The organism is Microbacterium sp. Leaf203 (assembly GCF_001421275.1).
GTDB classification, from domain to species: Bacteria; Actinomycetota; Actinomycetes; order Actinomycetales; family Microbacteriaceae; genus Microbacterium; species Microbacterium testaceum_A.
The window spans coordinates 1,089,629-1,113,825 of record NZ_LMKF01000022.1 but is presented as its reverse complement, the minus strand read 5'-3'; the positions used below and the strand labels follow the sequence as shown (position 1 = coordinate 1,113,825).

At 69.7% G+C, this 24,197-nt stretch carries 24 protein-coding genes; 10 read left to right on the top strand and 14 right to left on the bottom strand.

Annotated elements, in window-relative coordinates; genetic code table 11:
- Positions 1 to 31: 31 nt before the first annotated feature.
- From alr to coaA, 7 genes are all read right to left on the bottom strand, one after another.
- Positions 32 to 1,153, bottom strand: a complete 1,122-nt coding sequence (alr, locus tag ASE56_RS06395) for an alanine racemase (protein WP_056226448.1) — start codon at positions 1,151 to 1,153, stop codon at positions 32 to 34.
- Positions 1,150 to 1,557 carry a holo-ACP synthase gene (locus ASE56_RS06390; RefSeq protein ID WP_056226446.1) on the bottom strand — a complete coding sequence of 136 codons (408 nt, stop codon included), beginning with the start codon at positions 1,555 to 1,557 and terminating at the stop codon, positions 1,150 to 1,152. The genes alr and ASE56_RS06390 overlap by 4 nt, the downstream gene beginning before the upstream one ends.
- A 102-nt stretch (positions 1,558 to 1,659) precedes the next feature.
- On the bottom strand, positions 1,660 to 3,510 hold the full coding sequence (gene glmS, locus ASE56_RS06385) for a glutamine--fructose-6-phosphate transaminase (isomerizing) (protein ID WP_056226444.1): 1,851 nt from the start codon (positions 3,508 to 3,510) through the stop codon (positions 1,660 to 1,662).
- Positions 3,511 to 3,520: 10 nt separating this feature from the next.
- Positions 3,521 to 4,558: an HTTM domain-containing protein gene (locus tag ASE56_RS06380; RefSeq protein WP_056226441.1), complete on the bottom strand. Its 1,038-nt coding sequence runs from the start codon at positions 4,556 to 4,558 to the stop codon at positions 3,521 to 3,523.
- Positions 4,555 to 5,364, bottom strand: a complete 810-nt coding sequence (locus ASE56_RS06375) for a DUF5819 family protein (protein ID WP_162234494.1) — start codon at positions 5,362 to 5,364, stop codon at positions 4,555 to 4,557. Before ASE56_RS06375 ends, ASE56_RS06380 begins: the two co-directional genes overlap by 4 nt.
- Positions 5,365 to 5,366: 2 nt before the next feature.
- On the bottom strand, positions 5,367 to 8,777 hold the full coding sequence (locus ASE56_RS06370) for a choice-of-anchor G family protein (RefSeq protein ID WP_056226435.1): 3,411 nt from the start codon (positions 8,775 to 8,777) through the stop codon (positions 5,367 to 5,369).
- 412 nt (positions 8,778 to 9,189) lie between these two features.
- Complete coding sequence (coaA, locus tag ASE56_RS06365) at positions 9,190 to 10,143, bottom strand: type I pantothenate kinase (RefSeq protein ID WP_056226432.1); 954 nt, start codon at positions 10,141 to 10,143, stop codon at positions 9,190 to 9,192.
- Between the two features lie 74 nt (positions 10,144 to 10,217).
- Here coaA and ASE56_RS06360 point away from each other — a divergent pair, with 74 nt between their 5' ends.
- A complete protein-coding gene (locus tag ASE56_RS06360) occupies positions 10,218 to 11,147 on the top strand; it encodes a Ppx/GppA phosphatase family protein (RefSeq protein ID WP_056226429.1) in 930 nt (309 codons plus the stop codon).
- A 62-nt stretch (positions 11,148 to 11,209) separates the two neighbouring features.
- On the opposite strand, the gene glmM is transcribed toward ASE56_RS06360, so the two are convergent.
- The 4 genes from glmM to ASE56_RS06340 all read right to left on the bottom strand — a co-directional run bounded on the left by glmM (position 11,210) and on the right by ASE56_RS06340 (position 14,721).
- Positions 11,210 to 12,565: a phosphoglucosamine mutase gene (gene glmM / locus ASE56_RS06355; RefSeq protein WP_056226426.1), complete on the bottom strand. Its 1,356-nt coding sequence runs from the start codon at positions 12,563 to 12,565 to the stop codon at positions 11,210 to 11,212.
- Between the two features lie 14 nt (positions 12,566 to 12,579).
- Positions 12,580 to 13,041 (bottom strand): 30S ribosomal protein S9, encoded by a 462-nt coding sequence (rpsI, locus tag ASE56_RS06350; protein ID WP_270352606.1) that lies wholly within the window; start codon positions 13,039 to 13,041, stop codon positions 12,580 to 12,582.
- A gap of 33 nt (positions 13,042 to 13,074) precedes the next feature.
- A complete protein-coding gene (gene rplM / locus ASE56_RS06345; protein WP_056226423.1) occupies positions 13,075 to 13,521 on the bottom strand; it encodes a 50S ribosomal protein L13 in 447 nt (148 codons plus the stop codon).
- 363 nt (positions 13,522 to 13,884) lie between these two features.
- Complete coding sequence (locus tag ASE56_RS06340; RefSeq protein WP_056228316.1) at positions 13,885 to 14,721, bottom strand: alpha/beta fold hydrolase; 837 nt, start codon at positions 14,719 to 14,721, stop codon at positions 13,885 to 13,887.
- A 142-nt stretch (positions 14,722 to 14,863) separates the two neighbouring features.
- On the opposite strand from ASE56_RS06340, the gene ASE56_RS06335 reads away from it, so the two are divergent.
- Both ASE56_RS06335 and ASE56_RS06330 read left to right on the top strand, forming a co-directional pair.
- Entirely contained in the window at positions 14,864 to 15,343 is a 480-nt protein-coding gene (locus tag ASE56_RS06335; protein ID WP_056226420.1) for a PepSY domain-containing protein, read from the top strand.
- Between the two features lie 162 nt (positions 15,344 to 15,505).
- Positions 15,506 to 16,810, top strand: coding sequence for a hemolysin family protein (locus ASE56_RS06330; RefSeq protein ID WP_056226417.1), 1,305 nt, complete (start codon positions 15,506 to 15,508; stop codon positions 16,808 to 16,810).
- Positions 16,811 to 16,861: 51 nt separating this feature from the next.
- Here the strand turns inward: ASE56_RS06330 and ASE56_RS16875 are convergent, their stop codons facing one another.
- A complete protein-coding gene (locus ASE56_RS16875) occupies positions 16,862 to 16,999 on the bottom strand; it encodes a hypothetical protein (protein ID WP_156371623.1) in 138 nt (45 codons plus the stop codon).
- Between the two features lie 113 nt (positions 17,000 to 17,112).
- Between ASE56_RS16875 and ASE56_RS06325 the strand changes: the two genes are divergently transcribed.
- From ASE56_RS06325 to ASE56_RS06315, 3 genes are all read left to right on the top strand, one after another.
- Positions 17,113 to 17,589, top strand: a complete 477-nt coding sequence (locus ASE56_RS06325) for a MarR family winged helix-turn-helix transcriptional regulator (protein ID WP_056226414.1) — start codon at positions 17,113 to 17,115, stop codon at positions 17,587 to 17,589.
- A 36-nt stretch (positions 17,590 to 17,625) separates the two neighbouring features.
- On the top strand, positions 17,626 to 18,045 hold the full coding sequence (locus ASE56_RS06320; protein WP_056226410.1) for an organic hydroperoxide resistance protein: 420 nt from the start codon (positions 17,626 to 17,628) through the stop codon (positions 18,043 to 18,045).
- Between the two features lie 112 nt (positions 18,046 to 18,157).
- A complete protein-coding gene (locus ASE56_RS06315; protein ID WP_056226408.1) occupies positions 18,158 to 18,805 on the top strand; it encodes a response regulator transcription factor in 648 nt (215 codons plus the stop codon).
- 21 nt (positions 18,806 to 18,826) lie between these two features.
- Here the strand turns inward: ASE56_RS06315 and ASE56_RS06310 are convergent, their stop codons facing one another.
- The gene (locus tag ASE56_RS06310) at positions 18,827 to 19,897 is read right to left on the bottom strand and encodes a PIG-L family deacetylase (protein ID WP_056226403.1); all 1,071 of its coding nucleotides are present in this window, start codon (positions 19,895 to 19,897) and stop codon (positions 18,827 to 18,829) included.
- 251 nt (positions 19,898 to 20,148) lie between these two features.
- Between ASE56_RS06310 and ASE56_RS06305 the strand changes: the two genes are divergently transcribed.
- The 3 genes from ASE56_RS06305 (at position 20,149) to ASE56_RS06295 (ending at position 21,257) form a co-directional block, all read left to right on the top strand.
- Positions 20,149 to 20,430 carry a hypothetical protein gene (locus ASE56_RS06305; RefSeq protein ID WP_056226400.1) on the top strand — a complete coding sequence of 94 codons (282 nt, stop codon included), beginning with the start codon at positions 20,149 to 20,151 and terminating at the stop codon, positions 20,428 to 20,430.
- Positions 20,431 to 20,499: 69 nt separating this feature from the next.
- Positions 20,500 to 21,024 (top strand): YbhB/YbcL family Raf kinase inhibitor-like protein, encoded by a 525-nt coding sequence (locus ASE56_RS06300; protein ID WP_056226397.1) that lies wholly within the window; start codon positions 20,500 to 20,502, stop codon positions 21,022 to 21,024.
- Between the two features lie 11 nt (positions 21,025 to 21,035).
- Positions 21,036 to 21,257 carry a three-helix bundle dimerization domain-containing protein gene (locus ASE56_RS06295; RefSeq protein ID WP_056226394.1) on the top strand — a complete coding sequence of 74 codons (222 nt, stop codon included), beginning with the start codon at positions 21,036 to 21,038 and terminating at the stop codon, positions 21,255 to 21,257.
- 21 nt (positions 21,258 to 21,278) lie between these two features.
- Here ASE56_RS06295 and ASE56_RS06290 read toward each other — a convergent pair whose 3' ends face one another.
- Positions 21,279 to 22,349, bottom strand: coding sequence for a PIG-L family deacetylase (locus ASE56_RS06290; RefSeq protein WP_162234493.1), 1,071 nt, complete (start codon positions 22,347 to 22,349; stop codon positions 21,279 to 21,281).
- Positions 22,350 to 22,610: 261 nt separating this feature from the next.
- Here ASE56_RS06290 and ASE56_RS06285 point away from each other — a divergent pair, with 261 nt between their 5' ends.
- Positions 22,611 to 24,191: a sugar transferase gene (locus tag ASE56_RS06285; RefSeq protein ID WP_235556938.1), complete on the top strand. Its 1,581-nt coding sequence runs from the start codon at positions 22,611 to 22,613 to the stop codon at positions 24,189 to 24,191.
- The last annotated feature ends 6 nt before the right edge of the window (positions 24,192 to 24,197 follow it).

Sequence of the window (24,197 nt, the reverse complement as noted above, 5' to 3'; positions counted from 1 at the left end):
ATCCTCTCGCCCAGCACACTGTCGGGAACGCTCACGCGCGGACCTCCCGTCGGGGCACGCGCGCTCCCACGCGCGTGACGATCTCGTAATCGATGGTGCCGGCGGCATCCGCCCAGTCCCGTGCGGCGGGGACGCCCAGCGTCGGATCGCCGAAGAGCACCACCTCGTCGCCCACCGCGACCGGGTGATCACCCACGTCGACGACGAACTGGTCCATCGCGATCCGACCCGCCACCGTGAAACGGCGACCGTTGATCGACACCGGCCCGCGCCCCGAGGCCTGCCGGGGCACGCCGTCGGCGTAGCCGAGCGGCACCAGGGCGAGCGTCGTCTCGCGCTCCGTGCGGTGGTCGTAGCCGTACGAGACGCCCGTGCCCGCGGGCACGCGCCGCACCGCCGCGACCGCGCCGCGCAGCGTCATCGCGGGGCGCAGCCCCAGGTCGGCGGACGAGCGGTCGTCGAAGGGCGAGATGCCGTACAGGCCGATGCCGATGCGGACGCACCCCAGGCGGGTCTCGGGGAGGGCGATGGCGGCGTTCGTGGCCGCGAGGTGGCGCAGCGGGGGGTTCAGCCCCACCGAGGCGGCCAGCACGACGCCCTCTTCGAACCGCGCGAGGGCGGCACGATCGTCGTCGACACTCGTGTTCGACAGGTGCGAGAACAGACCGACGACCCGGAGCCGCCCGATGCGTTCGAGTCGCGCGGCCTCCGAGAACACCGTGCGCCAGTCCGCCGGGGCGATGCCGTTGCGCGACAGCCCCGTCTCGATCTTCAGGTGCACGGCGGCGGGGCGCTCACCGTGGGCCGCGTCGGCCGCGCGCAGAAGCTGGTCGATGTCGGAGATCCCCAGTTCGACCTCCTCGCGCACGGCCTCGACGAAAGAGGCCCCCGGCGCGTGCAGCCAGGCGAACAGGGGCGCCGTGATGCCCGCGCGACGCAGCGCCAACGCCTCGTCGATGTCGGACACGCCGATGCGCGTCGCTCCCCCGCGCAGAGCAGCGGCCGCGGCGCGGTATGCCCCGTGCCCGTAGCCGGCGGCCTTGACCACCGCGATGATCTCGGACCCCGTCAGCGCGCGCAGGTGACGCACGTTCTCGGTGATCGCGTCGACGTCGATGACGGCTTCGCGCAGCACTCCCGGTTGCATCGTCATGCGCGGTCCTCTCGGAGGGGCGGGATTCGGGATGCCGACGACTCGGCGCCGACACGCGCCTCGGCGATGACGTACGCCGTCGCCAGGCCCGCGTCGTGCGACATCGACAGGTGCAGGGCGGTGATGCCCCGCGCGGCGACCGTCGCGGCGGTCTGTCCGCTGAGCGAGAAGACGGGGCGTCCGGACGCCTCCGAGGTGACCTCGATGTCGGTCCAGTGCACGCCGTCCGACCCGCCGAGCGCCTTGATCAAGGCCTCTTTCGCGGCGTACCGGGCAGCCAGGGAACGGGGCTTCAGCACGCGCTCCGATGCCGAGAACAGACGAGGGAGCAGCCGGGGCGTCCGCTCCAGGTGCTCCTCGAACCGCGGCACGTCGACGAGGTCGACGCCGATACCGACGATCATGCGCCCTCCCCTCCTGGCATCCCTCTATTCTGCCGGTGCCCACCGACACCGAGACGACGAAGGGGCCGGATGCCACGGCATCCGGCCCCTTCGACGCGAGGTCTACTCGACCGTCACCGACTTGGCGAGGTTGCGCGGCTGGTCGACGTCGAGACCCTTCGCCTCGGCGAGGCCCATCGCGAAGATGTGCAGCGGAACGACGGCCAGGAGCGGCTCGAAGAGGGGGGCCGCGAGCGGGATCCGCAGCACCTCGTCGGCGGCGGGCAGCACGGCGACATCGCCCTCTTCGGCGATCGCGATGACGCGGGCGCCGCGGGCGCGGATCTCCTCGATGTTCGAGACGACCTTCTTGTGCATCTCGCCCGAGCCGCGGGGGCTCGGAACGACGACGAACACGGGCTGGCCGGGCTCGATCAGCGCGATGGGGCCGTGCTTGAGCTCTCCGGCGGCGAAGCCCTCGGCGTGGATGTAGGCCAGCTCCTTGAGCTTGAGCGCCCCCTCGAGGGCGATCGGGTAGCCGACGTTGCGGCCGAGGAACAGCACCGAGCGGGTGTCGGCCATCCAGTGCGCGAGCTGCTCGATGCGGGCCTGCTCGGTCTCGAGCACGCGAGCGATCTTGCCCGGGACGGCCTCGAGCTCGGTCACGGCTTCGACGGCGACCATCGGGTCGATCGCGCCGCGCACGCGACCCACGTGCAGGGCCAGCAGGTACAGGGCGGTGATCTGCGCGACGAAGGCCTTGGTCGAGGCGACGGCCACCTCGGGACCCGCGTGGGTGTAGACGATCGCGTCGGACTCGCGCGGAATCGTCGCCCCCTGCGTGTTGCAGATCGACAGCGTCTTCGCACCGCGCGAGCTCGCGTACTTGACGGCCATGAGCGTGTCCATGGTCTCGCCCGACTGGCTGATCGACACGACCAGCGTGCGGGGGGTGAGCACGGGGTTGCGGTAGCGGAACTCGTGCGCCAGCTCGACGTCGACGGGAACACGGGTCCAGGTCTCGAGGGCGTACTTGCCGACCATGCCCGCGTAAGCGGCGGTGCCGCACGCGATGACGAGGATGCGATCGATGTCGGCGAGGAAGTCGTCCATCCCCTCGAGTTCGGGGATCTCGACGCGGCCCTCGTGGATACGGCCTCGGATGGTGTTGGCGACGGCCTCGGGCTCCTCCGAGACCTCCTTGGCCATGAACGACGACCAGCCGCCCTTCTCGGCGGCCGACGCGTCCCACGTGACCTCGAAGGCTTCGACCTCGACAGGAGCGCCCGAGAAATCGGTCACCTCGACACCTTCGGGGGTGATCGCGACGATCTCGTCCTGGCCGATCGCGAGCGCGTTGCGCGTGTGCTCGACGAAGGCGGCGACGTCGGAGCCGAGGAAGTTCTCGCCCTCGCCGAGACCGATCACGAGCGGCGAGTTGCGACGCGCACCGACGACGAGACCGGGGTGGTCCTCGTGCATCGCGAGGAGCGTGTAGGCCCCCTCGAGGCGCGAGACGACCGAACGGAAGGCCTGCACGAGGTCCTTCGTCCGTGCGTACTCGCGGCCGATCATAACCGCCGCGACCTCGGTGTCGGTCTCGCTGCGGAAGGCGAAGCCGTCACCCACGAGCTCGCTCTTGAGCTCGGCGAAGTTCTCGATGATCCCGTTGTGGATGACGGCGAGCTTGTCGTCGTCGGCCAGGTGGGGGTGGGCGTTGGCGTCGGTGGGGCCACCGTGCGTGGCCCAGCGGGTGTGGCCGATGCCCGTGGTGCCGTTGGGCATGGGCGTGGACTCGAGGTCGTCACGCAGGACGGCGAGCTTGCCCGCGCGCTTGCGCATGTCGAGCTGGCCGTCGCCGTCGATCACGGCGATGCCGGCGGAGTCGTACCCCCGGTACTCCAGACGCGACAGACCCGCCAGAAGGATGTCCTGGCTCTGCCGAGGACCCACGTAACCGATGATTCCGCACATGGGGTCGAGTCTACGTGGCGGGGCTGAGCAAACCCCTCCGCACCGAACCGACGCGCGAACCCAGCCTGTTCCACGACCCGTCGCGGACCAGGAGCAGGTCGAGGGCGATCATCGCGAGCGAGAACGGCCACAGCCCCAGCAGGATCGCGATGCTCAGGTGCATTCCGGTGATGACGAACACCGCCGCGCAGCGCGTCGGCTTCCACAGGATGAGCACCGGAAACAGCATCTGCACCCAGAGCGCGGTCCAGGTCGCGAGTGCCACGACGGGCGCCGACTGCCAGGCGAGCTGGCTCAGGGCGGGCAGGACGTGGAACTGCTCGATGCTCAGCGCGTAGTAGATCGCCGTCCCGTCCAGCCATTCCTCCCCCTGGAACTTCAGCACGCTCGAGACGAGGTAGACGAGCAGGATCTGGAACACACAGAGGATGAGCGCCGTGTTGTGGGCCCAGATCGCCAGCCACGGCGGCACCCAGGTCGGCATCCGTCCGGAAAGACGGGAGGGCCGGATGCCGCGGCGCCGGCGCATCCACGCATCCACCGAGAAGTGCCGACTCAGGTCGGCGAAGACGACGAAGAAGAGCACGATCCGCATGAGCGTGTCTCCGCCGTTGCCGAGCAGCATGCTGTTGGTCGAGAGCCCCACCCAGAACACGAGCAGGACCGGGGTCACCCACCGCGTCTGGAATCCCACGACGAACAGGATCGCGAGAGCCAGCAGCACGTGGAACGAGAGGTCGAAGACCACCGCGTTGTCTTTCGGGAAGAGCATCCTCAGCGGTTCCCACCACCCACGCCGGTTGGCTTCGGGGTCGACCCACCAGGCTCCCGCACCCCAGAGGTAGTGGCGGTCGGCGTAGCTCGGCACCAGGACGATCAGCATCGCGACGCCGAAGAGCACTCGAAGGACCGAGAAGCCGATCGTCGAATGCTTGCGCCCGGTCAGCCAGATCTGCAGGCGCGGCCACAGCGTCGAAGGCGTGACGCGGTCCCGCCAGCCGGTCGTCGCGATGGTCTTCTCGTCGTCGACGGATGCCGATCGGCTCATCGTCCCGTGTACCTCTCGATGACTTCGTCGTAGATGGCCTGCACCTCATCCGACGGCGCGACCGCAGGTTGCCGCCACCCGAACGTCGTGTACGAGGGTTCCGTCTGGCGCTCCGTGTCGAAGCGGTGGAGGAAGTCGTTCGGCCGATCGTGCTCGATGCGCCACCGGACGCGCTCGACATCGTGGTCGACGTACGCACTGCCGAAGGCGGACGAGAAGCGCACGAGCATGTAGTCGTACCGCAGGTAGCTCACCAGAGCGGCGCGGCTGCCCCCGAGATCGTCGAGCTCCTCCAGCAACGCCGACGGGTCCATCGGCGCGAAGGCGCCGTCGTTGACGCGGCGGATGAAGGTGTCGCGCACGCGATCCCTCTGGTCGGCGCTGAGCGCCTGGTACCGCGTCAGGTAGGTCTGAGCGGCGTTGAAGCTGTTCTTCGAGATGCGAGAGGGAGTCGGGATGCCGCGCGCCGCGGAGAACTCCGCGGCGGTGACGTCGACCCATTCGCTGCGCTGGAGCTCCCCGTTCTCCCGCCACTGCACCTGGATCTGGAGCGAGCGGTTCACCTTCATGATGTTCGGGGCAAACACGTTCCACCGTTGCTGGAAGTACGGGGCGAAGGCGGCCGACACGGCGGGACGCGTCGGGCTCGAGGGGATCGTGAACGACACCGCCACGAAGGCGTAGCCGAGGACGATGGCGAGGGTCATGGCGGCGGCGACCGCCGCCATGACCCCACCCGACCGCCGGGCGGAGGAAGGCCCCTCCGACACCCCCGCTTCGGGGGCCTCCTCCGCCGTGGTGGTCACCGTCAGCGCTGCTCTCCGCTGGCGCTCCGTCGACGGAGGGTCCACAGAGTCGCACCCGCGAGGATCAGTGCCGCAGCCAGGCCGCCGGCCAGAGGACCGTTGAGGTCCAGACCGGTGGCCGGGAGCGAGGAGCCCCCGCCGTTGCCCGCGGCGGCGGGCTGCGCCGTCACGGTGAAGGCGGTGTTCTCGCGCTCGGTCGGGAGTTCACCCGTGACCGAACCGCGCACGTCGACCCGGTGTGCGCCGAGCTCGAAGTCGGCGCCGACCGCGAAGGTCATGCGCGCCGTACCCGAGCCGTCCGCGGTCACCGGAGTGAGCTCGAAGGGAGTCGAGTTCACCGTCGCCGAGACCGTCTCGCCGGGCTGGAAGCCCTGGACGACCACGGTCTGGCTGACGCCGGTACCGCGCACGATCTGCGGGAGCAGCACGTCGGCACGCGCTTGCGTGGTGACGTCGCCGTCGGTCGCGTCGGCGTCCACGGCGTCAGCGTCCGCGGCGTCAGCATCCACAGCGTCGGCGTCCGCGGCGTCAGCGTCCGCGGCGTCAGCATCCACAGCGTCGGCGTCCGCGGCGTCAGCGTCCACGGCGTCTGCATCGGCTGCGTCGGTGTCCGTCGCGTCAGCATCCATCGCGTCGGTGTCCGTTGCGTCAGAGTCGGTCGCATCGGCGTCCACGGCGTCTGCGTCCACAGCGTCGGCGTCAGCGTCCGCGGCGTCAGCGTCGGTCGCATCGGCGTCCACGGCGTCTGCGTCCACAGCGTCAGCGTCAGCGTCCGTGGCGTCAGCATCCATCGCGTCAGCATCCGCCGCGTCAGCATCCATCGCGTCAGCGTCAGCCGCGTCAGCATCCATCGCATCAGCGTCCACGGCGTCAGCATCCATCGCGTCAGCATCCATCGCGTCCGCGTCCGCGTCGGCGTCAGCCGCGACCGCGGTCACCGAGAACGAGGTCGTGTCGACCGAGCCGTCGATGTCCTGGATCGCGGTCACCGTGAAGCCGCCCACCGGAACCTCCGCGAAGGAGACCGACCAGAGGCCGAGTCCCGAGACGGTCGTCGTCTGCGCGCCCAGGGTCGGGATCGAGACGGCGATCTCGGCGCCGGCCTGGCCGGAACCGGTCACAGTCACCGAGCGCGTGGCATCCGGCTCTCCGACCTCGTACTCCGTGCCGGCGATGGGTGCCGTGATGTCGACGGCCTCGGCGAGCACGACGCTGAACGCGACGGTGTCGACCGAGTCGTCGGCATCCTGAGTCGCCGTCGCCGTGTAGTCGGCGATCGACAGACCGTCGAACACCACGTTCCAGGTACCGTCCGGGGCCGCGGTCGTCGTCTCGACGGCGCCGTTGTCGAGCTCGACCGTGACGGTCGCCCCCGGCGAAGCCGTTCCCGAGACGGTCACCGTGGTGACACCCTCAGCAGAGCCGACCGCGATCTCTGTTCCGTCAGCGGGCTCCTCGATCACGACATCGGGCGTCTCGGCGATCGAGAAGTCGACCGTGTCGATAGACCCGTCGAACTCCTGCGTCGCGGTCACCGAGTAATCGCCGATGGGCAGGCCCGGGAACGTCGCCGTCCAGGTTCCCTCCGCGGTCACGGTGACCGTCTGGGGGGAGCCGCCGACCTCGACGTCGACATCCGAACCCGCGTAGCCGGTTCCGGTGACGATCACGTCCGAGGTGTCGTCGGCCCCGGGGACGACGACGATCTGGTCGGGGGTCGGAGCGGTGATGACCACGTCCGGGGCCTCGATGACCGAGAAGTCGACGGCCGCGGTGGTGCCGTCCGCATCCTGAGTCGCGGTGGCCGTGTAGTCGCCGACCGGGAGGTCGGGGAACGTGACCGTCCAGGTGCCCTCGGGGGTGACCGTGGCGTCCTGATCCTCCTGACCGGGGATCGAGACCGTGATCACGGCCTCGGGCTCGCCGGTACCGGAGACGGTCACGTCCGAGACGTCGTCGGCTCCGGGAACGACGAACTCGTCGCCGCTCTCGGGAGCGGTGATCGTCACGTCGGCGTTCTCATCGAGCGCGTTCGGTCCGACGGTGGCGTTCGCCAGTTCGATCGTCGTGGCCGCCGAACCCGGCAGGACCGTCACGATGGCCCCGGTGATCGAAAAGACACCGTCGGCAGTCGTCGACTGGTTGTTGACGGTCACGCTCGCGACGGCGGGAAGCACGGCGCCCAGCGCGGGCGAGAGCAGCGTCGCCACCGGGGTGACGGTCGTGTCGACCGCAGCGCCGACGTTCCCGATCACGGTTTGCACCGGAGCGAGGATCGCGCCCGCCACGACACCGAGGCCGACCGGAAGGGTGATTCCGCCCAGCACCTGGATCCCGGAGGTGTTCCCGTCGAGCAGCTGCCCGATGGTGGTGTTCACGCTGAGGACCGGGATCTGCGGGGTGATCAGGGTCGGCGGGATGACGACCCCGCCGAGGACCGAGAGACCGCGCACGGCGTTCAGGACGGCCGTGTCGATCCGGTCGGTGAGGCCGCTGACGGCGTCGACGACGGCGGCCTGGATGTCGGGCAGTGTCTGCGATCCGAGCAGTTCCGTCCCCGCGGGGAGGCCGTTGAGACCGGCGATCTCGTCGAGGTCGACCGTGATCTCGCCCGTCCCCAGGTCGATCACCACGCCGGGGTAGTCCTCCGAGGTGATCTGGCCGGTCAGGAGACCGCTGATCGCGTCGGTCAGGCTGGTCGTGCCCACCTGCAGGTTCGCCTGCACGCCGAGGAGTCCGAGGGCGCTGCCCACAGCGGTGTCGACCAGACCGTCCACCCCGTCGAGCGAGTTCTGGAGGCCTGCCACCGCGGTGTTCAGCTCCGCGGTCAACGTCGACAGCGTCGCGCTTTCGACGACGAGCTGACCGCCCGCGATCGTGTAGCTGCTCGTCGCGTCGTCGGGAGCGTCCTGCGACGCCCTCGCCGACACGGCGCCCAGGGTCAGGTCCACGGCGGCGATCTCGTCGACGAGCTCAGCGGCCAGGGATCCCGCGAGGGAATCGACCGCGCCGCCCAGACTGATGCTCAGCGGGCCGGTCGCCGGGCCGCCGGTGCCGATGACCCCGCCGTCGCCCACGGCGCCCGAGGCCCCGACCGACGAGCCATCGGGATCCGCGCTCGCGTACTGGCCGACGACGCCGAGCGATCCGAAGTCGATGGGAACCTGGATGCCGCCGGGCACGGTGACGTTGATCACGCCGAGGGCCGTGAGGTCGAGCGTGTTCTGGTCGGTTACCGTCAGGACGGACCCGGCGTTGGTGGCGACCGCGCCCTGGATCTGCGCCAGGTCGTTGAGATCGACGAGGCTGAGAATCGACCCGCCCACGAACGTGCCCGAGGCGTTCGACAGGTCACCGGGGGCGGCGTTCGCGGCGGTGACGCCGCCGAACAGGCTGAGAGAGGCGGCCCCCACCGCCGCGGCCGTCTTGACCGATGCCCGTCCGATCCGGGAGCGCGTCCACAGCGCACTCCGACTCCGTGTGGCGGTCCGTCCGGGCGATGCGCCGGACGCCCCCTGATTCGCGCGATCCATAGAAACACTCCTGTACGTGGTGCTCGGGACGCGCGTGTGCAGCGCCCTCTGCGGCCTTCCGACAGCCGTACGGGACATTCAAGGGGGCTCGGAGAACCCTGAGAACACGCTGAGCTACGGGGATCGGTACGGGTCCGCGCTCCCGGTAGTACCGAGGTCGACGGGCATGCGACGGCGCACGCGAATCGCCCGGATCGACAAGCGGCCGGGCCGAAGCAACCCGCGATCGACGCCGATACCGGTGGCCCTCGGTATACCGACTCACTACCGTGCCCGCACCACGGCGGGCACCTCAGAGCTTGCGGAGCAGGACCGTTTCGACGGTGTGATCCGCACCCTTCTGCAGCACGAGCTTCGCGCGGTGTCGCGTCGGAAGCACGTTCTCTTCGAGGTTCGGGAGGTTGATTTCGCGCCAGTATCCGAGCGCTCGCTCGACGGCCTCTTCATCGCTGATGTCGGCGAAGACGCGGAAGAACGACGTCGGGTTGGTGAAGGCGTTGTCTCGGAGCGCGAGGAACCGGTCCACGTACCACCGCTCGATGTGCGCGGCGTCCGCGTCGACGTAGATCGAGAAGTCGAACAGGTCGCTCACCGCGACCTCGTTCGGAGACGGCGGCGGCTGGAGCACGTTCAGGCCCTCGACGATGACCACGTCCGGCCGATGCACGGTCACGTGCGCGTCCGGCATGATGTCGTATCGCACGTGCGAGTAGAAGGGCGCGCGCGCCTCCTCGGCACCGGACTTCACCTCGCTGAGGAACTCGACGAGCGCCCGCCGGTCATACGACTCGGGGAATCCCTTGCGGTCCATGAGGCCGCGGCGTTCGAGCTCCGCGTTCGGGTAGAGGAAGCCATCGGTGGTGACCAGCTCGACGCGAGGGGTGTCGGGCCAGCGGCTCATCAGCTCGCGCAGCAGTCGCGCGATCGTCGACTTCCCGACGGCCACGGATCCCGCGACCCCGATGACGAAGGGGGTCGTGGCGTCCGGTTCGCCGAGGAAGCTGCTCGTATCGGCGCCGAGGCGGCGCGTGGCGCGGGCGTAGAGGCTCAACAGCCGGCTGAGGGGGAGGTAGACCTCGGCGACTTCGCGCGGATCCAGCCGGTCGCCGATCCCGCGCAACTGGACGATCTCGTTCTCGGTCAGCGGCTGTGTCAGCCCGCCGGCCATGCGAGCCCAGTCGTCGCGGTCGATCTGGCGGTAGGGGCTCAGCGACGGTGCGGGAGCGGTGGTCTCGGCTGCGGACACCCGCTCATGCTACCCGGGGCGCCGCCCTCCCCCGCGGTCGGAGCCGTGCGCACCGCGCCCACTACGCTCGGACCGTGCGCTTGGGAGTCCTCGACATCGGTTCGAACACCGTCCACCTGCTCGTCGCGAACGCCCGAGCGGGAGGGCGCCCCACTGCCACCACCTCGCACCGTTCCGTGCTCCGCCTCATGCGTTATCTGCTGCCGGACGGATCGATTTCGGCAGAGGGTGTGCAGGGACTGGTGGATGCCGTGACCGCCGCGCGCGATCGCGCTCGCGCCGAGGGGGTCGACGAGTTGCTCGCCACCGCGACCTCCGCGGTCCGCGAGGCGACGAACGGCGACGAGGTGATCGCCCTCATCGAGGAGGCGCTCGGACAACCGCTCCAGGTCCTCGGCGGCGAGACCGAGGCACGATTCACCTATCTCGCGGTCCGGCGCTGGTTCGGGTGGTCCGCGGGGCAGATCCTTCTGTTCGACATCGGTGGGGGATCCCTCGAGATCGCCGGTGGCGCGGACGAACTTCCCGACCTCGCCGAATCGGTCCCGCTGGGAGCGGGGCGGTCCACCGTGCAGTTCCTGCCCCACGATCCTCCGAGCGACGACGAGATCGATGCGCTCCGCCAGCATGCGGCATCCGTCCTCGCTCCTGTCGCCGAGCGATTCGCGGCGCTCCCCCGCCCCGATCACGTGGTGGGGTCGTCGAAGGCGATCCGATCCCTCGCGAAGTTGGCGGGCTACCCCGTGCCGGGGTGGTCGGGGATCGATCGCATGGTGCTCCCGCGCAGAGAGCTGAAGGACTGGATCCCGCGCCTGGCCCGCATCCCCGCCGATGCGCGCGAAGCCCTGCCGGGCATCACCGCCGACCGCACCTTCCAGATCGTGGCCGCGGCGATCGTCGTCGAGCGCGCGATGAAAGCCCTCGACGTCGAGGAGCTCGAGGTGTCGCCCTGGGCCCTGCGCGAGGGCGTCCTGTTGCGCTACATCGAATCGCTCGAGTACTGAGACGACGAAGGCCCAGGGCTCCGATGAACGGAGGACCCTGAGCCTGTCGAAGGGAACGGGACCTACAGCGCCAGACGTTCCCGGACGACGTCGGCGAGCCGGTCGGCGTGCGCGCGTGCGGTGTGTTCGTCGGCCGCTTCGACCATCACGCGAACGAGCGGCTCGGTGCCGGACGCGCGCAACAGCACGCGGCCCGAATCGCCGAGTTCGGCGGTCGAGACGGCCACCGCCTCCTGGACGCCCTCGTCGCTCACCCCGTCGCGGTCGACGCCGCGCACGTTGACGAGCACCTGCGGGTAGACGGTCATGATCGAGGCGAGTTCCGCGAGGGTCTTGCCCTGGCGGGCCATCTCGGCCACCAGGTGGAGGCCGGTCAACAGCCCGTCGCCGGTGGTCGCGAACTCGCTCATGATGACGTGCCCCGACTGCTCGCCGCCGAGGGAGTAGCCACCCTCGTTCATGGCCTCGAGCACGTAGCGGTCGCCGACCCCGGTCTGCAGGACCCGGATGCCATGGTCTTCCATGGCGCGGTGCAGGCCGAGGTTGCTCATCACCGTCGCGACGAGCGTGTCGTCGACGAGCGCACCGCGCTGCTTCATCGCGACCGCGAGGATCGCCATGATCTGGTCGCCGTCGACGATGTTGCCGTGCGCGTCCACGGCGAGGCAGCGGTCGGCGTCGCCGTCGTGGGCGATGCCGACGTCGGCTCCCAGACGGACGACGGCTTCAGCGAGCACGTCGAGGTGCGTGGAGCCCACGCCGTCGTTGATGTTCAGACCGTCGGGCTCGGCCCCGATCACGGTGACCTGGGCACCCGCGTCCTTGAAGGTCTCGGGCGAGACCCCGGCCGCGGCGCCGTGCGCGCAGTCGAGGACGACGTGGAGGCCGTCGAGACGGTGCGGAAGCGACCCGAGGAGGTGCAGCACGTAGCGGTCCTCGGCGTCGGCGAAGCGGCGGATGCGTCCGACGCCCGCGCCGGTCGGCTGCAGGCGCTCCCACTCGAGGGCGCGCTCGATGCGCTGCTCGACGATGTCGGGGAGCTTCGTTCCGCCACGGGCGAAGATCTTGATGCCGTTGTCGGGCGCCGGGTTGTGCGAGGCCGAGACCATCACACCGAAGTCGGCGTCGTGATCGGCGATCAAGAAGGCCGTCGCCGGGGTGGGGATGACGCCGGCGTCGAGGACGTCGACGCCCGAGGAGGCCAGTCCTGCGGCGACCGCGGCCGAGAGGAACTCTCCCGAGACGCGCGGGTCGCGCGCGACGACGGCCGTGAGTCGACGACCCTCGGCCTTTCGCGCCTCCGCAGAACGGCCCTGGCCCAGGACGACAGCAGTCGCCTGGGCCAGGTGCAGCGCAAGTTCGGCGGTGAGGAGGCCGTTGGCCAGCCCCCGCACCCCGTCCGTGCCAAAGAGAGGCATACGGAGGTTCGAACTCAGCGCTTGGAGTACTGAGGCGCCTTGCGGGCCTTCTTGAGACCGGCCTTCTTGCGCTCCTTGACGCGAGCGTCGCGCGAGAGGAAGCCGGCCTTCTTGAGGGTCGGGCGGTTGTTCTCGGCGTCGATCTCGTTGAGCGCGCGGGCGATGCCCAGGCGCAGCGCGCCGGCCTGACCCGAGGGGCCGCCACCGGAGATGCGCGCGATCACGTCGTACGAGCCCGCGAGCTCGAGCACCGTGAACGGGTCGTTGATCAGCTGCTGGTGCAGCTTGTTCGGGAAGTAGTCCTCGATCGTGCGGCCGTTGACCGTGATCGTGCCCGAACCGGGGACGAGACGCACGCGGGCGATGGCCTGCTTGCGACGGCCCACGGCTGCGCCGGGAACCGAGAGCACGGGGCGCTCGGTGGCGACGGCCGACTGCTCGGCCGGCGTCTCGGTGCTGTAGTTGCTGGAGTCGATGTTCGACACTGTTTCGTCCTTATCCGGCGGCGCTTACTGGGCGACCTGGTCGAAGGTGTATGCCGTGGGCTGCTGGGCACCGTGGGGGTGCTCGGCGCCGCGGTACACCTTGAGCTTCTTGAGCTGCGCCGCGCCGAGGCTGTTCTTGGGCAGCATGCCGCGGATGGCCTTCTCGACCGCGCGGACGGGGTTCTTCTCGAGGAGTTCCTCGTAGTTGACCGACTTGAGGCCGCCCGGGTAACCCGAGTGACGGTAGGCCATCTTCTTCTGGAGCTTCTGACCCGTGAGCGCCACCTTTTCGGCGTTGATCACGATGACGAAGTCGCCGGAGTCGATGTGGTTGGCGAAGGTCGCCTTGTGCTTGCCGCGGAGGAGGACCGCCGCGTGCGAGGCCAGACGGCCGAGAACGACGTCGGTGGCGTCGATAACGACCCACTCGCGCGTGACCTCAGCGGCCTTGGGGGTGAAAGTGCGCGTCACAGTAGTGCTGCTTTCTTGATCGAACGGAGGAGTTCGTGAATCCCGCTCCGGTGGTCCGTTCACCGCTTGAGGGCGATGGAACAGGGCCGGTGGAGGGCTCACGTTCGGGTGACCCGCTCGCAGAGAGGCAGGCACCAAAGATCAAGACTACGTCATCCGGATGCCATGACCAAACAGAACCGATCGCGCCCAGTCCACCCCCGGGAGGGCCCCGGAGTGTCACCCAGCGCCTCACCCGCTTGCTCGGACTTCTGCCCCGAACGCCGTGATGCCCCGTCACCGATGAGGCGACGAGGCATCATGGCATTCGCTCATGCCCTCCGCGAGTGCGGGCGAGAGGTGAGGGCGTGAGCGGAGGCGGGTTCAGCGCTTCAGGAAGTCGAGAAGCACGCGATTGAACTCGTCGACGTGGCTGACGTTGACTCCGTGCGGAGCACCCGCGACGACGTGGAGCTCGCTTCCGGCGATCGCCTCGTGGGTCCGTTTGCCCGAGCCCTCGAAAGGGACCGTCGCGTCGCTGTCGCCGTGGATGACCAGGGTGGGCACCGTCACGTTCGGCAGGTCGTCGCGGAAGTCGGTGGTCGCGAACGCCTCCATCGCCTTCAGCGCGGCGTGGTGGTCGGCCTGGTTCGCCAGGCGCTCGGCCTCTGCACGGTCGGCCTCCGAAACCATGAGCTCCCCGTCGACCGAGAAAAAGTCGGTCGTGAACTGGTGGGAGAACGCCTCCTGGTCGTCCTTCAGACCCTGCTTCATCCCGTCAGCGGTCGCGTCGTCGAGCGGCCCCTCCGGGTTGTCGTCGGTCTGGGCCAGGTAGGGCGGAACGGCCGCGGCGAAGACGACGCTGTGCACGCGGTCGGAGCCGTGACGCGTCAGGTAACGAGCGACCTCGCCGCCTCCCATCGAGAACCCGACCAGGGTCGCATCGCGCAGGTCGAGAGCCTCCAGCACCGCCTCGAGGTCGTCGCTGAACGTGTCGTAGTCGTACCCGGTGCGCGGCTTGTCGCTGCGACCGAATCCGCGCCGATCGTAGGTCACGACCCGATATCCGGCACCCTCGAGGGCGGGGACCTGGTGCGCCCACGACTCGCCGGAGAGGGGCCAGCCGTGGATCAGGACGACGGGGCGTCCGGTGCCGCCGGTGTCGTCGACGTGGAGGTCGATGTCGGTCAGAAGTCCGTGGTGTGCAGTGATCTCGCTCATGGACGTCATGATTCGAGTCCCGCCTGAATGTTCGGCACCTGTTGACGGCTTGCGGCTCGCTTGATATGCCCGCGCTACGCACACGTCACGGTCGACGCGCAACACCTCGGGAGGGCGCCCGGCCGCTGACTAGCCTTCCCCCATGGCCCCGAGTCGCATTCCTGCCGCCGCCCTGTTGCTCGCTGCGGTCGCCCTGGTGGCGAGCGCCTGCGGTTCCGACACCTCCGGGAGTGCCGCCGCGAACGATCGCGAAGCCGTTCGCGCGATCACGACCGCCGAGTCGACCGCGGGCGGACGAGCCTTCCAGCTCGAGGCGGATGACGGGGCGTGGGAGGTGCACGTGGCATCCGGCGATCGCGAGGTCGAGGTGCGCGTAAGCGCCGACGGAGGTTCGGTGCGTTCCTCCTCGGACGGTCGGGCCCTCGACGCCGAGGATCGCGCGGCGCTCGATGCGGCGAGCACCACCCTCGCCGATGCCGTCCGCATCGCCGCCGCCCAGGGCACGGGCGGCGCCGTCGAGGATGCCGAACTCGAGCGGGACGACGCCACCGCTCGCTGGAGCGTCGACCTCGCGGGCGACGTCACGGTGCGCGTCTCGGCGGCCGACGGCAGTGTGGGCTGAGCAGAATCCGCGCATCCACGCAAGCCCGCCGGCCTCTGCCGGTGGCGAGCGCGGCGCTCATTACACTCGGCGCATGAAGCACGCCCCCGACGCCGACGGCCACAGTCCACGCGCCCGGGTGACCCCGGGCGACACTCTCTCACCCGCCGGGGCGGTGCGCCGATGAACGACCTCGTCCTCAACATCGTGCTGGTCGTCGTCTTCGTCCTGATCGGCGGGGTGTTCGCGGCCACCGAGATGGCGCTCGTCACCTTGCGCGAGAGCCAGGTGAACGCCCTCGCGGCCCGCGGTCGCCGCGGCCAGAAGGTCGCCGATCTGGCGCGCACCCCCAACACCTTCCTCTCCGCCGTGCAGATCGGCGTGACGGTCGCCGGATTCGCCTCAGCGGCGTACGGGGCCTCCTCCATCGCCCCCTCGGTCACGCCGTTGTTCACCGGTCTCGGTCTCGAGCAGGGGGTCGCCGCCACGGTCGCGACCATCGCCCTCACCCTGGTCATCGCGTACCTGTCTCTGGTTCTCGGCGAACTGGTCCCCAAGCGGCTCGCCATCCAACGCAACGCGGCGTTCGCGTACGCGGTCGCGCCGGTCCTCAACGGCTTCGCCACGCTCATGCGCCCCGTCATCTGGCTGCTGTCGATCTCGACGAACGTGCTCGTACGCCTCCTCGGGGGCGACCCGAACAAGACCGGCGAGGAGCTCACCGAAGAAGAGCTCCGCGACATCGTGTCCAGTCACGAAGGACTCCCCGCCGACGAGCGGCGCATCCTCGACGACGTCCTCTCGCTCCGTGATCGCCACGTGAGCGAGGTCATGCGGCCCCGCCTCGAAGTGGTGACCCTCGACGCCGGCGGCACGGTCGCCGAGGCCTACGAGCGGGTCCGCGACCTCCCCTTCTCGCGCTACCCGGTCGCGGAGCAGACGATCGACGACGTCGTGGGTTTCGTGCACGTCCGGGACCTGACCGACGATCCCGAACGCGCGCTCAGCGCCGTCATGCGCGAGATCCGGTACATCCCCTCCACCGCCCGCGTCCTCCCGACGCTCACGTCCATGCGCGCGGACGGGAGCCACATCGCTGTCGTCGTCGACGAGTACGGGGGGACGGACGGCATCGTCACCCTCGAAGACCTCGTCGAAGAGGTCGTGGGAGAGATCTTCGACGAGTACGACACGGATGCCGAACAGCCGCTGTCCGAGGGAGAGCACGGCACCGTCGAGGGGCGTTTGAACCTGCAGGACTTCGAGGAGGCGACGGGGGTCCCGCTTCCGCGCGGGGCGTCCGACACCGTGGCCGGCTTCGTGGTCGAGCGGCTCGGCCGCCTGGCCCACATCGGCGATGTCGTCGAGGTCGAGGGCGCGACACTGAAGGTGAGCGCGGTGGATCGTCGCCGGGTGGCCGAGCTGCTCGTGACCCGGCATCCCGTCGACGAGCCCGCGGAGGAACGCGACGGCTCGACCGCCGACTGATCGCCCGGGGCGGGCCGAGGACGCGAGCTCGTCAGCCCGCACGGGTGGTGGTCAGGCGAGGTCGCCGGCGAGCGGGGCGATCGGCCCGCCCAGGTCGAAGTGGTGCCCGTTGATGGCGAACAGATCCCGGTCCCCGTCGGGGAGGAACCCCGGGGGCGCGGCTGCGCTCGCGTCACTGCGGCTGATCATGGGACCCATGCTCCGTCGTGACGGGGCTCGATGTCAGGGCTTGACATCGTCGGCGTGGGGCTGATCCTCACGATTCAGTTGTGCGCAATTGAGTTGTGTGCAATAGTTTTCGCATGCCCGCCGTCGACCAGCTCGTGTGCTTCGCGCTCTACGCCGCCAACCGCACGACCACGCAGGCGTATCGGGCGCTGCTCGAACCGTGGAACCTCACGTACCCGCAGTACATCGCCCTCGTGACGCTCTGGAACGACGGCGATCAGACGGTCGGCAGTCTCGGCGAGGCCCTGCAGCTCGATTCCGGGACCCTCTCCCCCATGCTCGCCCGCATGGAAAGCGCCGGCTATCTGACCCGATCACGTCGCGCCGATGACGAGCGCGTGGTGTCCGTCACGCTCACCGCCCGCGGCACCGAGCTGCGCACCGAACTGGCCCACATCCCCCGGTGCATCGCCGCGGGGTCGGGGATCACCGACGCCGACAGCGCCCGAGAGCTCATCGACGCACTGCACCAGCTCACCGAGGCCATGAAAGGCCTGCGAGACCACCCCGACGAGGTGCGCGACGCCGACGCGGCGCGACACCCGGCCTGACGGCCGCACCCCCATCCGTCCCCAGAAAGGAACACCATGGACGTTCTCTACACCGCCGAAGCCGTCTCCACCGGCCAGGGCCGCCTCGGCCACGTGACCGCCGGCACCTACCTCGACCTCGATGTCGCTCCCCCCAAGGAGCTCGGCGGCTCCGGCGCCGGCACCAACCCCGAGCAGCTCTTCGCCGCGGGATACGCCGCCTGCTTCCACAGCGCGCTGCACTCCGTGGCCCGCGCCCGCAAGGTCGCCATCGCGGACTCGTCCGTGGGTGGCCGCGTCCACATCGGTCCCAATGGCCAGGGCGGCTACCAGCTCGCCGTCCTGCTCGAGGTCGTCCTGCCCGGCATCGAGTCCGAGCTCGCTCAGCAGCTCGCCGACGAGGCGCACCAGGTCTGCCCGTACTCGAACGCGACGCGCGGCAACATCGAGGTCACCGTCACCGTCTCGGAGGACTGACCTCTCCCCGACCCCGGGGCGAGGCGCTGAGCCCCACGTATCGTGCCTCGTCCCGGCCTGCCGCCCCGTATCCCGCGGGGCGGCTTCGTCGTATCGGCGTACAGTGACTGGCGTGATCCGGGTTGTTGTCGTCGACGATGAGGCCCTCGTCCGCTCCGGCTTCGCCTTCATCCTCAACGCCGCCGACGACATCGAGGTCGTCGCGGCCGTCGACGGCCCCGACGCGCTCGACGCGATCCGCGCGCTCCGCCCCGACGTCGTGCTCCTCGACATCCGGATGCCGGGGCTTACCGGCCTCGAGATCCTCGCCGAGGTGCGAGGCGATGACGATCCGCCCGTGGTCGGCATCCTCACGACGTTCGCGGCGGACGAGTCGATCGCGAGAGCCCTGAGAGAGGGCGCGACGGGTTTCCTCGTCAAGGACACCGACCCGGAACACCTCGCCGCGATGGTCCGCTCTCTCGCGGCCGGCGGCGTCGTGCTCTCTCCGGAGGTCTCTCGAACCCTCGTCGACGGGTTCTCGGGCGGCCCCGACCTCGACGCCGCGCGCCGCGTCGCTCTCCTGACGGAACGCGAGCGCGACGTGCTCGAGTGCCTCCCCACCGGAGACTCCAATGCCGAGATCGGGCGCCGGCTGCACTTGAGCTCCGCCACGGTCAAAGACCACGTCAGCTCGATCCTGAGCAAGTTGTCGGTCTCGTCCCGGGTCGAGGCCGCTCTCATCGCGGAGCGCGCGGGCTCTCCCGCTTCGCGACGCTGACCCGCCTCGAACCGCGAGGCGTCAGGTGAGGCGCAGCTCGGCCTCGGTCTTTCCGTACGAACGACGCAGCCACTGCCCGAACCCCGGCTGCGCGAGGCAGGCGGCGGCGCCGTCGCACGTGACCACCGGGTCCTGGGCGGCGTAGGTGGCGTACACGTCGACCTTTGCATCGAGAGCGTCACCCTCGACGTTGACCGGCTCGTGCTGCGAGGGATACCCGATGTAGTACGTGACCGCTTCCGGGGCGATCCCCGACACGGGGGCGACGGCGCGGACGAGCGAGCCGACGCACGAGTGGTCGGGGTGGTCGCCGCGCGCGAAGGCGCTCTCGTGCGGGATGTTGGTCGTGATGTGGTCGGGGCGACCCGCGTGGATGAGCTCGGCGACCGTCTCGGCCAGTCTGCTCGCGTCGAGCGTCGGCCCGTCGTCGATCGGGGCGAGCGCGGGGACCGTGCCGTTGATGAGCTGGGTGAGTCCCGCTTCGCCCGTGGTCGCGAACCCCTTTCCGCTGAGGTTGCCGTCGGGGAGGCGCAGCACCGTGATCGACAGGCGCGGGTCATCGGACGGCACGAATCGGGTGACGCGTGCACCGCTCCGGAGGGTCAGTTGGGCGGTGTTCCACGGCTGCGTGCTGCCGCGCATCTCGTCGTACGCGGCCCGGATGCCGGCCTCGCGCTGCTTCGCGTAATCGAGGCCGCGGCCGGCGTCACCGGCGGTGACGAAGATCGTGCGCAGGGTCGCACCGGAGCCGATGATTCCGGCGAGGTGCGGGTTGGCGAAGATGATGTCATCGTCGGCGTGCGCCCAGACCGCCACCGTGGTGTCGCTTCCCGGCTCCTCGGAGGCCGGTGACACGGGCCGCGGTGAGGCTTCGGGCACCGGGACGATGGGGCTAAGTTTCACCCAGGTCCCCTCCGGCGGCGCTGAGCGACGGATCTCGCGGTAGACGAGCGCGCCGCCGCCGAGCGCGGCGAGGCCGCCCACGGCGATGCCGCCGAACACGAGGGCTCTGCGGGAGATCCCGGAGCGACGCGGTGCCGCGGAGTCGACGGGTGCCTGATCGGCGCCCGAAGGCTCGTCGATGTCACTCACGGCGACTCCGTCCTGTACTTCGCCCCCCGGCGACGGATTGCGGGTTCCCCCTCGCCCTCGGGCGCCTTCCGACGCTATCGCGACGGTGCCGGTTTCCGGATCCGAAACCCCGCAGCCCCGCCACCCGGCGGGGTGGGGTGAAACCGATCGGCGGATCACGCTCCCACACGGGCGGCGCGATGAGGACGCCGCGCACCGTACGCATCGGCGATCCTCAGCGCGCACCTAGAGAGGGTGACGACACTCGCCCTATGCAGACGTCCACACCGCCGCGGTCATTGTCGCCCGTAGCCCTGCGCATCCGCGCCGTCCTCAACGAGTGGGATCCCATCGGGGTCCACCACATCGGTCAGGGCTGGCCCGATGACGAGTACGACGACCTGATCCTGCCGATCCTCGAGGCACTCGACACAAGGCCCTCGGTCGATGAACTGGCCGCGGAGCTGCGGACGGTCGTCGAGAACGACTACGGCCTTCCTGCTCCCGAGGGGTGCCGCGAGACCGCGCACTCTCTTCTCCGCCTGCACGGCTGAGCGCTATCCGGCGTCGGGCCGGGATGCAAGCCCTGCTCCCCGGCCACCGGGCGGTTCTAGCGTGCCTGCATGGCTGATCTCTCCCGACCGCAGACCCCCGATCCGTACCCGCTCCTTCCGTCCGTGCCGTCCTTCGCGGTGACCAGCGACGACATCGCCGACGGTCAGCCCCTGAAGGACGCCCAGGTCGCCGACAAGGGCAACACCTCCCCGCACCTGGCGTGGTCGGAGGTCCCGGAGGGCACCAAGTCCTTCGTGATCACGGGCTTCGACCCCGACGCGCCGACCCCGAGCGGCTTCTGGCACTGGGTCCTGGTCGACGTTCCGGCGGATGTCCGCGAAGTGGCCTCGGGCGCCGCTTCCGGAGAGCTCCCGGGCGCGGCCTTCCACGTTCGCAACGACGGCGGCGAGAAGGGGTTCCTCGGGGCGGCTCCCCCGCAGGGCGACCAGCCCCACCGCTACTTCTTCGTCGTGCACGCCGTGGGCGAGGAGACGCTCGGCGTCGACTCGGATGCCTCCCCGGCCGTCGTCTCGTTCAATCTGGCGTTCAAGACACTGGGGCGGGCGATCCTGCACGGCACCTACCAGCACTGAGGATCCGGACCATGACGAAGCGCAACGAGGGTTTCGACAAGGACGAGACGGTCGCCGGAGTCGAGGAGCGCGTCCAGGCGCGCTTCCCCGACGCCCAGCCGGAGGTGGTTCACGAAGAGGCCGTCGTCGCGGTGGACAAGTACGCCGAAGCTCCCGTCAAGGACTTCGTCGACATCATCGCCGAGCGTGAGGCCCGCGCGGCCGTCGAGGAATCCCTCGCCGCCGACTCCTGAGTTCGGGCATCGGGACCGATTTCACCCCATCTGCAGGTCGGCGTCGGCCTTCGGATAGGACCGTTGCAGCCACTGGCCGAACTTCCGGGTCTTCAGGCAGGCGCTGCGATCGGCGCACCGGACCACCTGATCCTGCTGCGTGTAGATGCGGTAGGTGTCGACCTTGGTGTCGAGCACCGCGCCCTCGAGATTCGCCGGCAGGTTCTCGGAGGGGTACCCCACGAAGTACCGGATGCCGGGCCCCACCGCCGCGTCGGAGGTCAGTGAGTCGCGGATCAGGGTTCCCACCGCCGAGTGATCCGGGTGGTCCCCGGGGGCGAAGGCGCTGCCACGCGGGATATGGGTGAGCGTCCCTTCCGGGTGGAATGCCGACACCAGCTCCCGGACGGACGCGATGAGCTGATCGCGGGTCACGGCCGGTCCCCCGTCGACGGGTGCGAGGGTCCCCGCGGCTCCGTCGTAGAGCTTGCTCAGGGTCGCGTGCGCCGTCGCGTCGAATCCCTCGCCGGTGAGGTTCCCGTCCGGGAGGCGGAGATACAGAACCGACAGGCGCGGATCGTCCTTCGGAACGAGCCGCCGGACCTGCATTCCCGTGCCGAGCGTGATCTCGGCGGCATCCCACTCGCCGTCCTTGCCGCGCATGGCGTTGTACGCGCGCAGGATGCCGAGCTCCCGCGCCGCCACGTAGTCCAGGCCCTTACCGGCGTCGCCCGCGGTCACGAACACCGTCCGCACGCACCGACCGGCGGCGATGGCGTCCGAGATGGTCGGGTTGGCGAAGATGATGTCGTCGTCGGGGTGCGCCCAGATGGTCATCAGGGTCGACGCCCCCTCGCATCCCTGCGCGGCGGGCGACGACGGGACGGGCGGGGGCGGCGGCGGGATCGTCGCGGTCGGCGAGGCCGACGCGGACGGCGTGGCCGTCGTTGCCGCCGCGGACGGGGTCGGCGTCGACGCGGGCTCCGGACGGAACAGTGCGAAGGCGAAGACGCCGCCGACCGCCAAGACCACCACGGCGGCGATCGCGATCGCGACGACGAGGCCGGCCTGCACCCGACGGGGGCGAGAAATCGACGACGAGGCGCGTGGCATCGGAACCTTTCGGACGGGGTGTGACGACCCCACCGTGCGGCACGATCTCGAGACAGCCGAGTTCGGCTGATCCGCGCCCGAGTGTAGAGGAACGTCGATACCGGACCAACACGTCATCCGCCAGGTGAATTGCAAATGCCTATCGTTCAGGTTTCCTACGTATGACAAGAGATGAAGGGTGACTTGACGGGTGAATTTCGCCTGTTACTGTTCGCGGGAGGGCTCCCACGCACGCGTGGGATTGGGGGGGGAGGAAGAGACATGGCGATGTCTGACCTGCGCCCCGGCGCGTCCTCCGCAGATGCGGATCCGGTCGGTGCCACCGCCCCGGCATCCCGGACCGTATCGACCGAGGTCTCCGCCGGAGTGACACCGGTGACGGCACCTCCCCCGTCGCACGTGAAAGACCGCTGGCGCGGTCGGTACCGGCGTAATCTGGTCCTCACCGACTTCGCCGCGCTCGTCTGGGTCGTCTACGGCACCCAGCTGCTCTGGTTCGGCCTCGGGAATGCGCAACTCGCCGCGGGCAGCGATAGCCGCATCAGCGATCTCTCTTATTGGGCCTTCTCCGCCATCCTCATCGTGACCTGGATGTGGGCGCTCGCCTTCGTCGAGTCCCGCAGCGACCGGGTCATCGGCACCGGCTCCGCCGAGTACGTGCGCATCGCCGACGCCAGCTTCCGCCTGTTCGGCGCCGTGGCGATCATCGCCTTCCTCACCCAGATCGACGTGGCCCGCGGTTACCTGCTGGTCAGCCTGCCGTCCGGCATCCTGGTCCTCTGCTTCACGCGATGGATGTGGAGGCAGTGGCTCGTCGTGCAGCGCTCCCGCGGTCGGTACTCCGCGCACGTCCTCCTCGTCGGTTCACTCCCCTCGGTGACGCAGCTCGCGCGAGAGTTCGCCCGCACGCCCAGCGCCGGCTACCGCGTCGTCGGCGCGTGCGTGCCTCACGCCAAGACGGCCGACACCATCCCCGGCACGGAGATTCCGATCATGGGACACGTCGGCGACGTGTCGCGGGCCCTGGCCGCGACCGGGGCCGACACGGTCGCCATCACCAGTGCCGACGAGCTGCCCGCCGAGAAGGTCAAAGAGATCTCGTGGAGCCTGGAGGCGGGTCGCCAGCACCTCGTGCTCGCCCCGAGCATCGTCGACATCGCCGGGCCGCGCTTGCACACCAGGCCCGTCGCCGGTCTCCCCCTCATTCACGTCGAGACGCCGAAATTCTCGAGGGGACAGAGTTTTCTCAAGAGATCCGTCGACCTCGCCGCGGCGAGCCTCGGGGTGGTGCTGCTCAGCCCCCTGCTGCTCTTCCTCGCCATCGCCGTGCGATTGTCGAGCGAGGGGCCGGTCCTGTTCCGCCAGACCCGCGTCGGCTTCCGCGGCCGCGAGTTCACCATGTTCAAGTTCCGTTCGATGGTCGTCAACGCCGAGGAGCTGCGCGCACAGTTGACCGCGCAGCAGCGGGATTCCGGCAACGAAGTGCTGTTCAAGATGAAGAACGATCCACGGGTCACCCCCATCGGCAGGGTGATGCGCAAGTTCAGCCTCGACGAGCTTCCTCAGCTCTTCAACGTGGTGGGTGGCTCGATGTCGCTGGTCGGACCGCGCCCCCCGCTTCCCTCGGAGGTGGCGGTCTACGCCGACCACGTGCACCGGCGGTTCCTCGCCAAGCCCGGCATCACCGGCCTCTGGCAGGTCAGCGGGCGGTCCTCCCTGTCCTGGGAGGAGTCCGTACGACTGGACCTGTCGTACGTGGAAAACTGGACCCTCCTGGGCGATTTCGTCATCCTCGGCAAGACCGCCCGCGCGGCACTCGCTCCCGGCGAGACCGCGGCGTGACCGTCG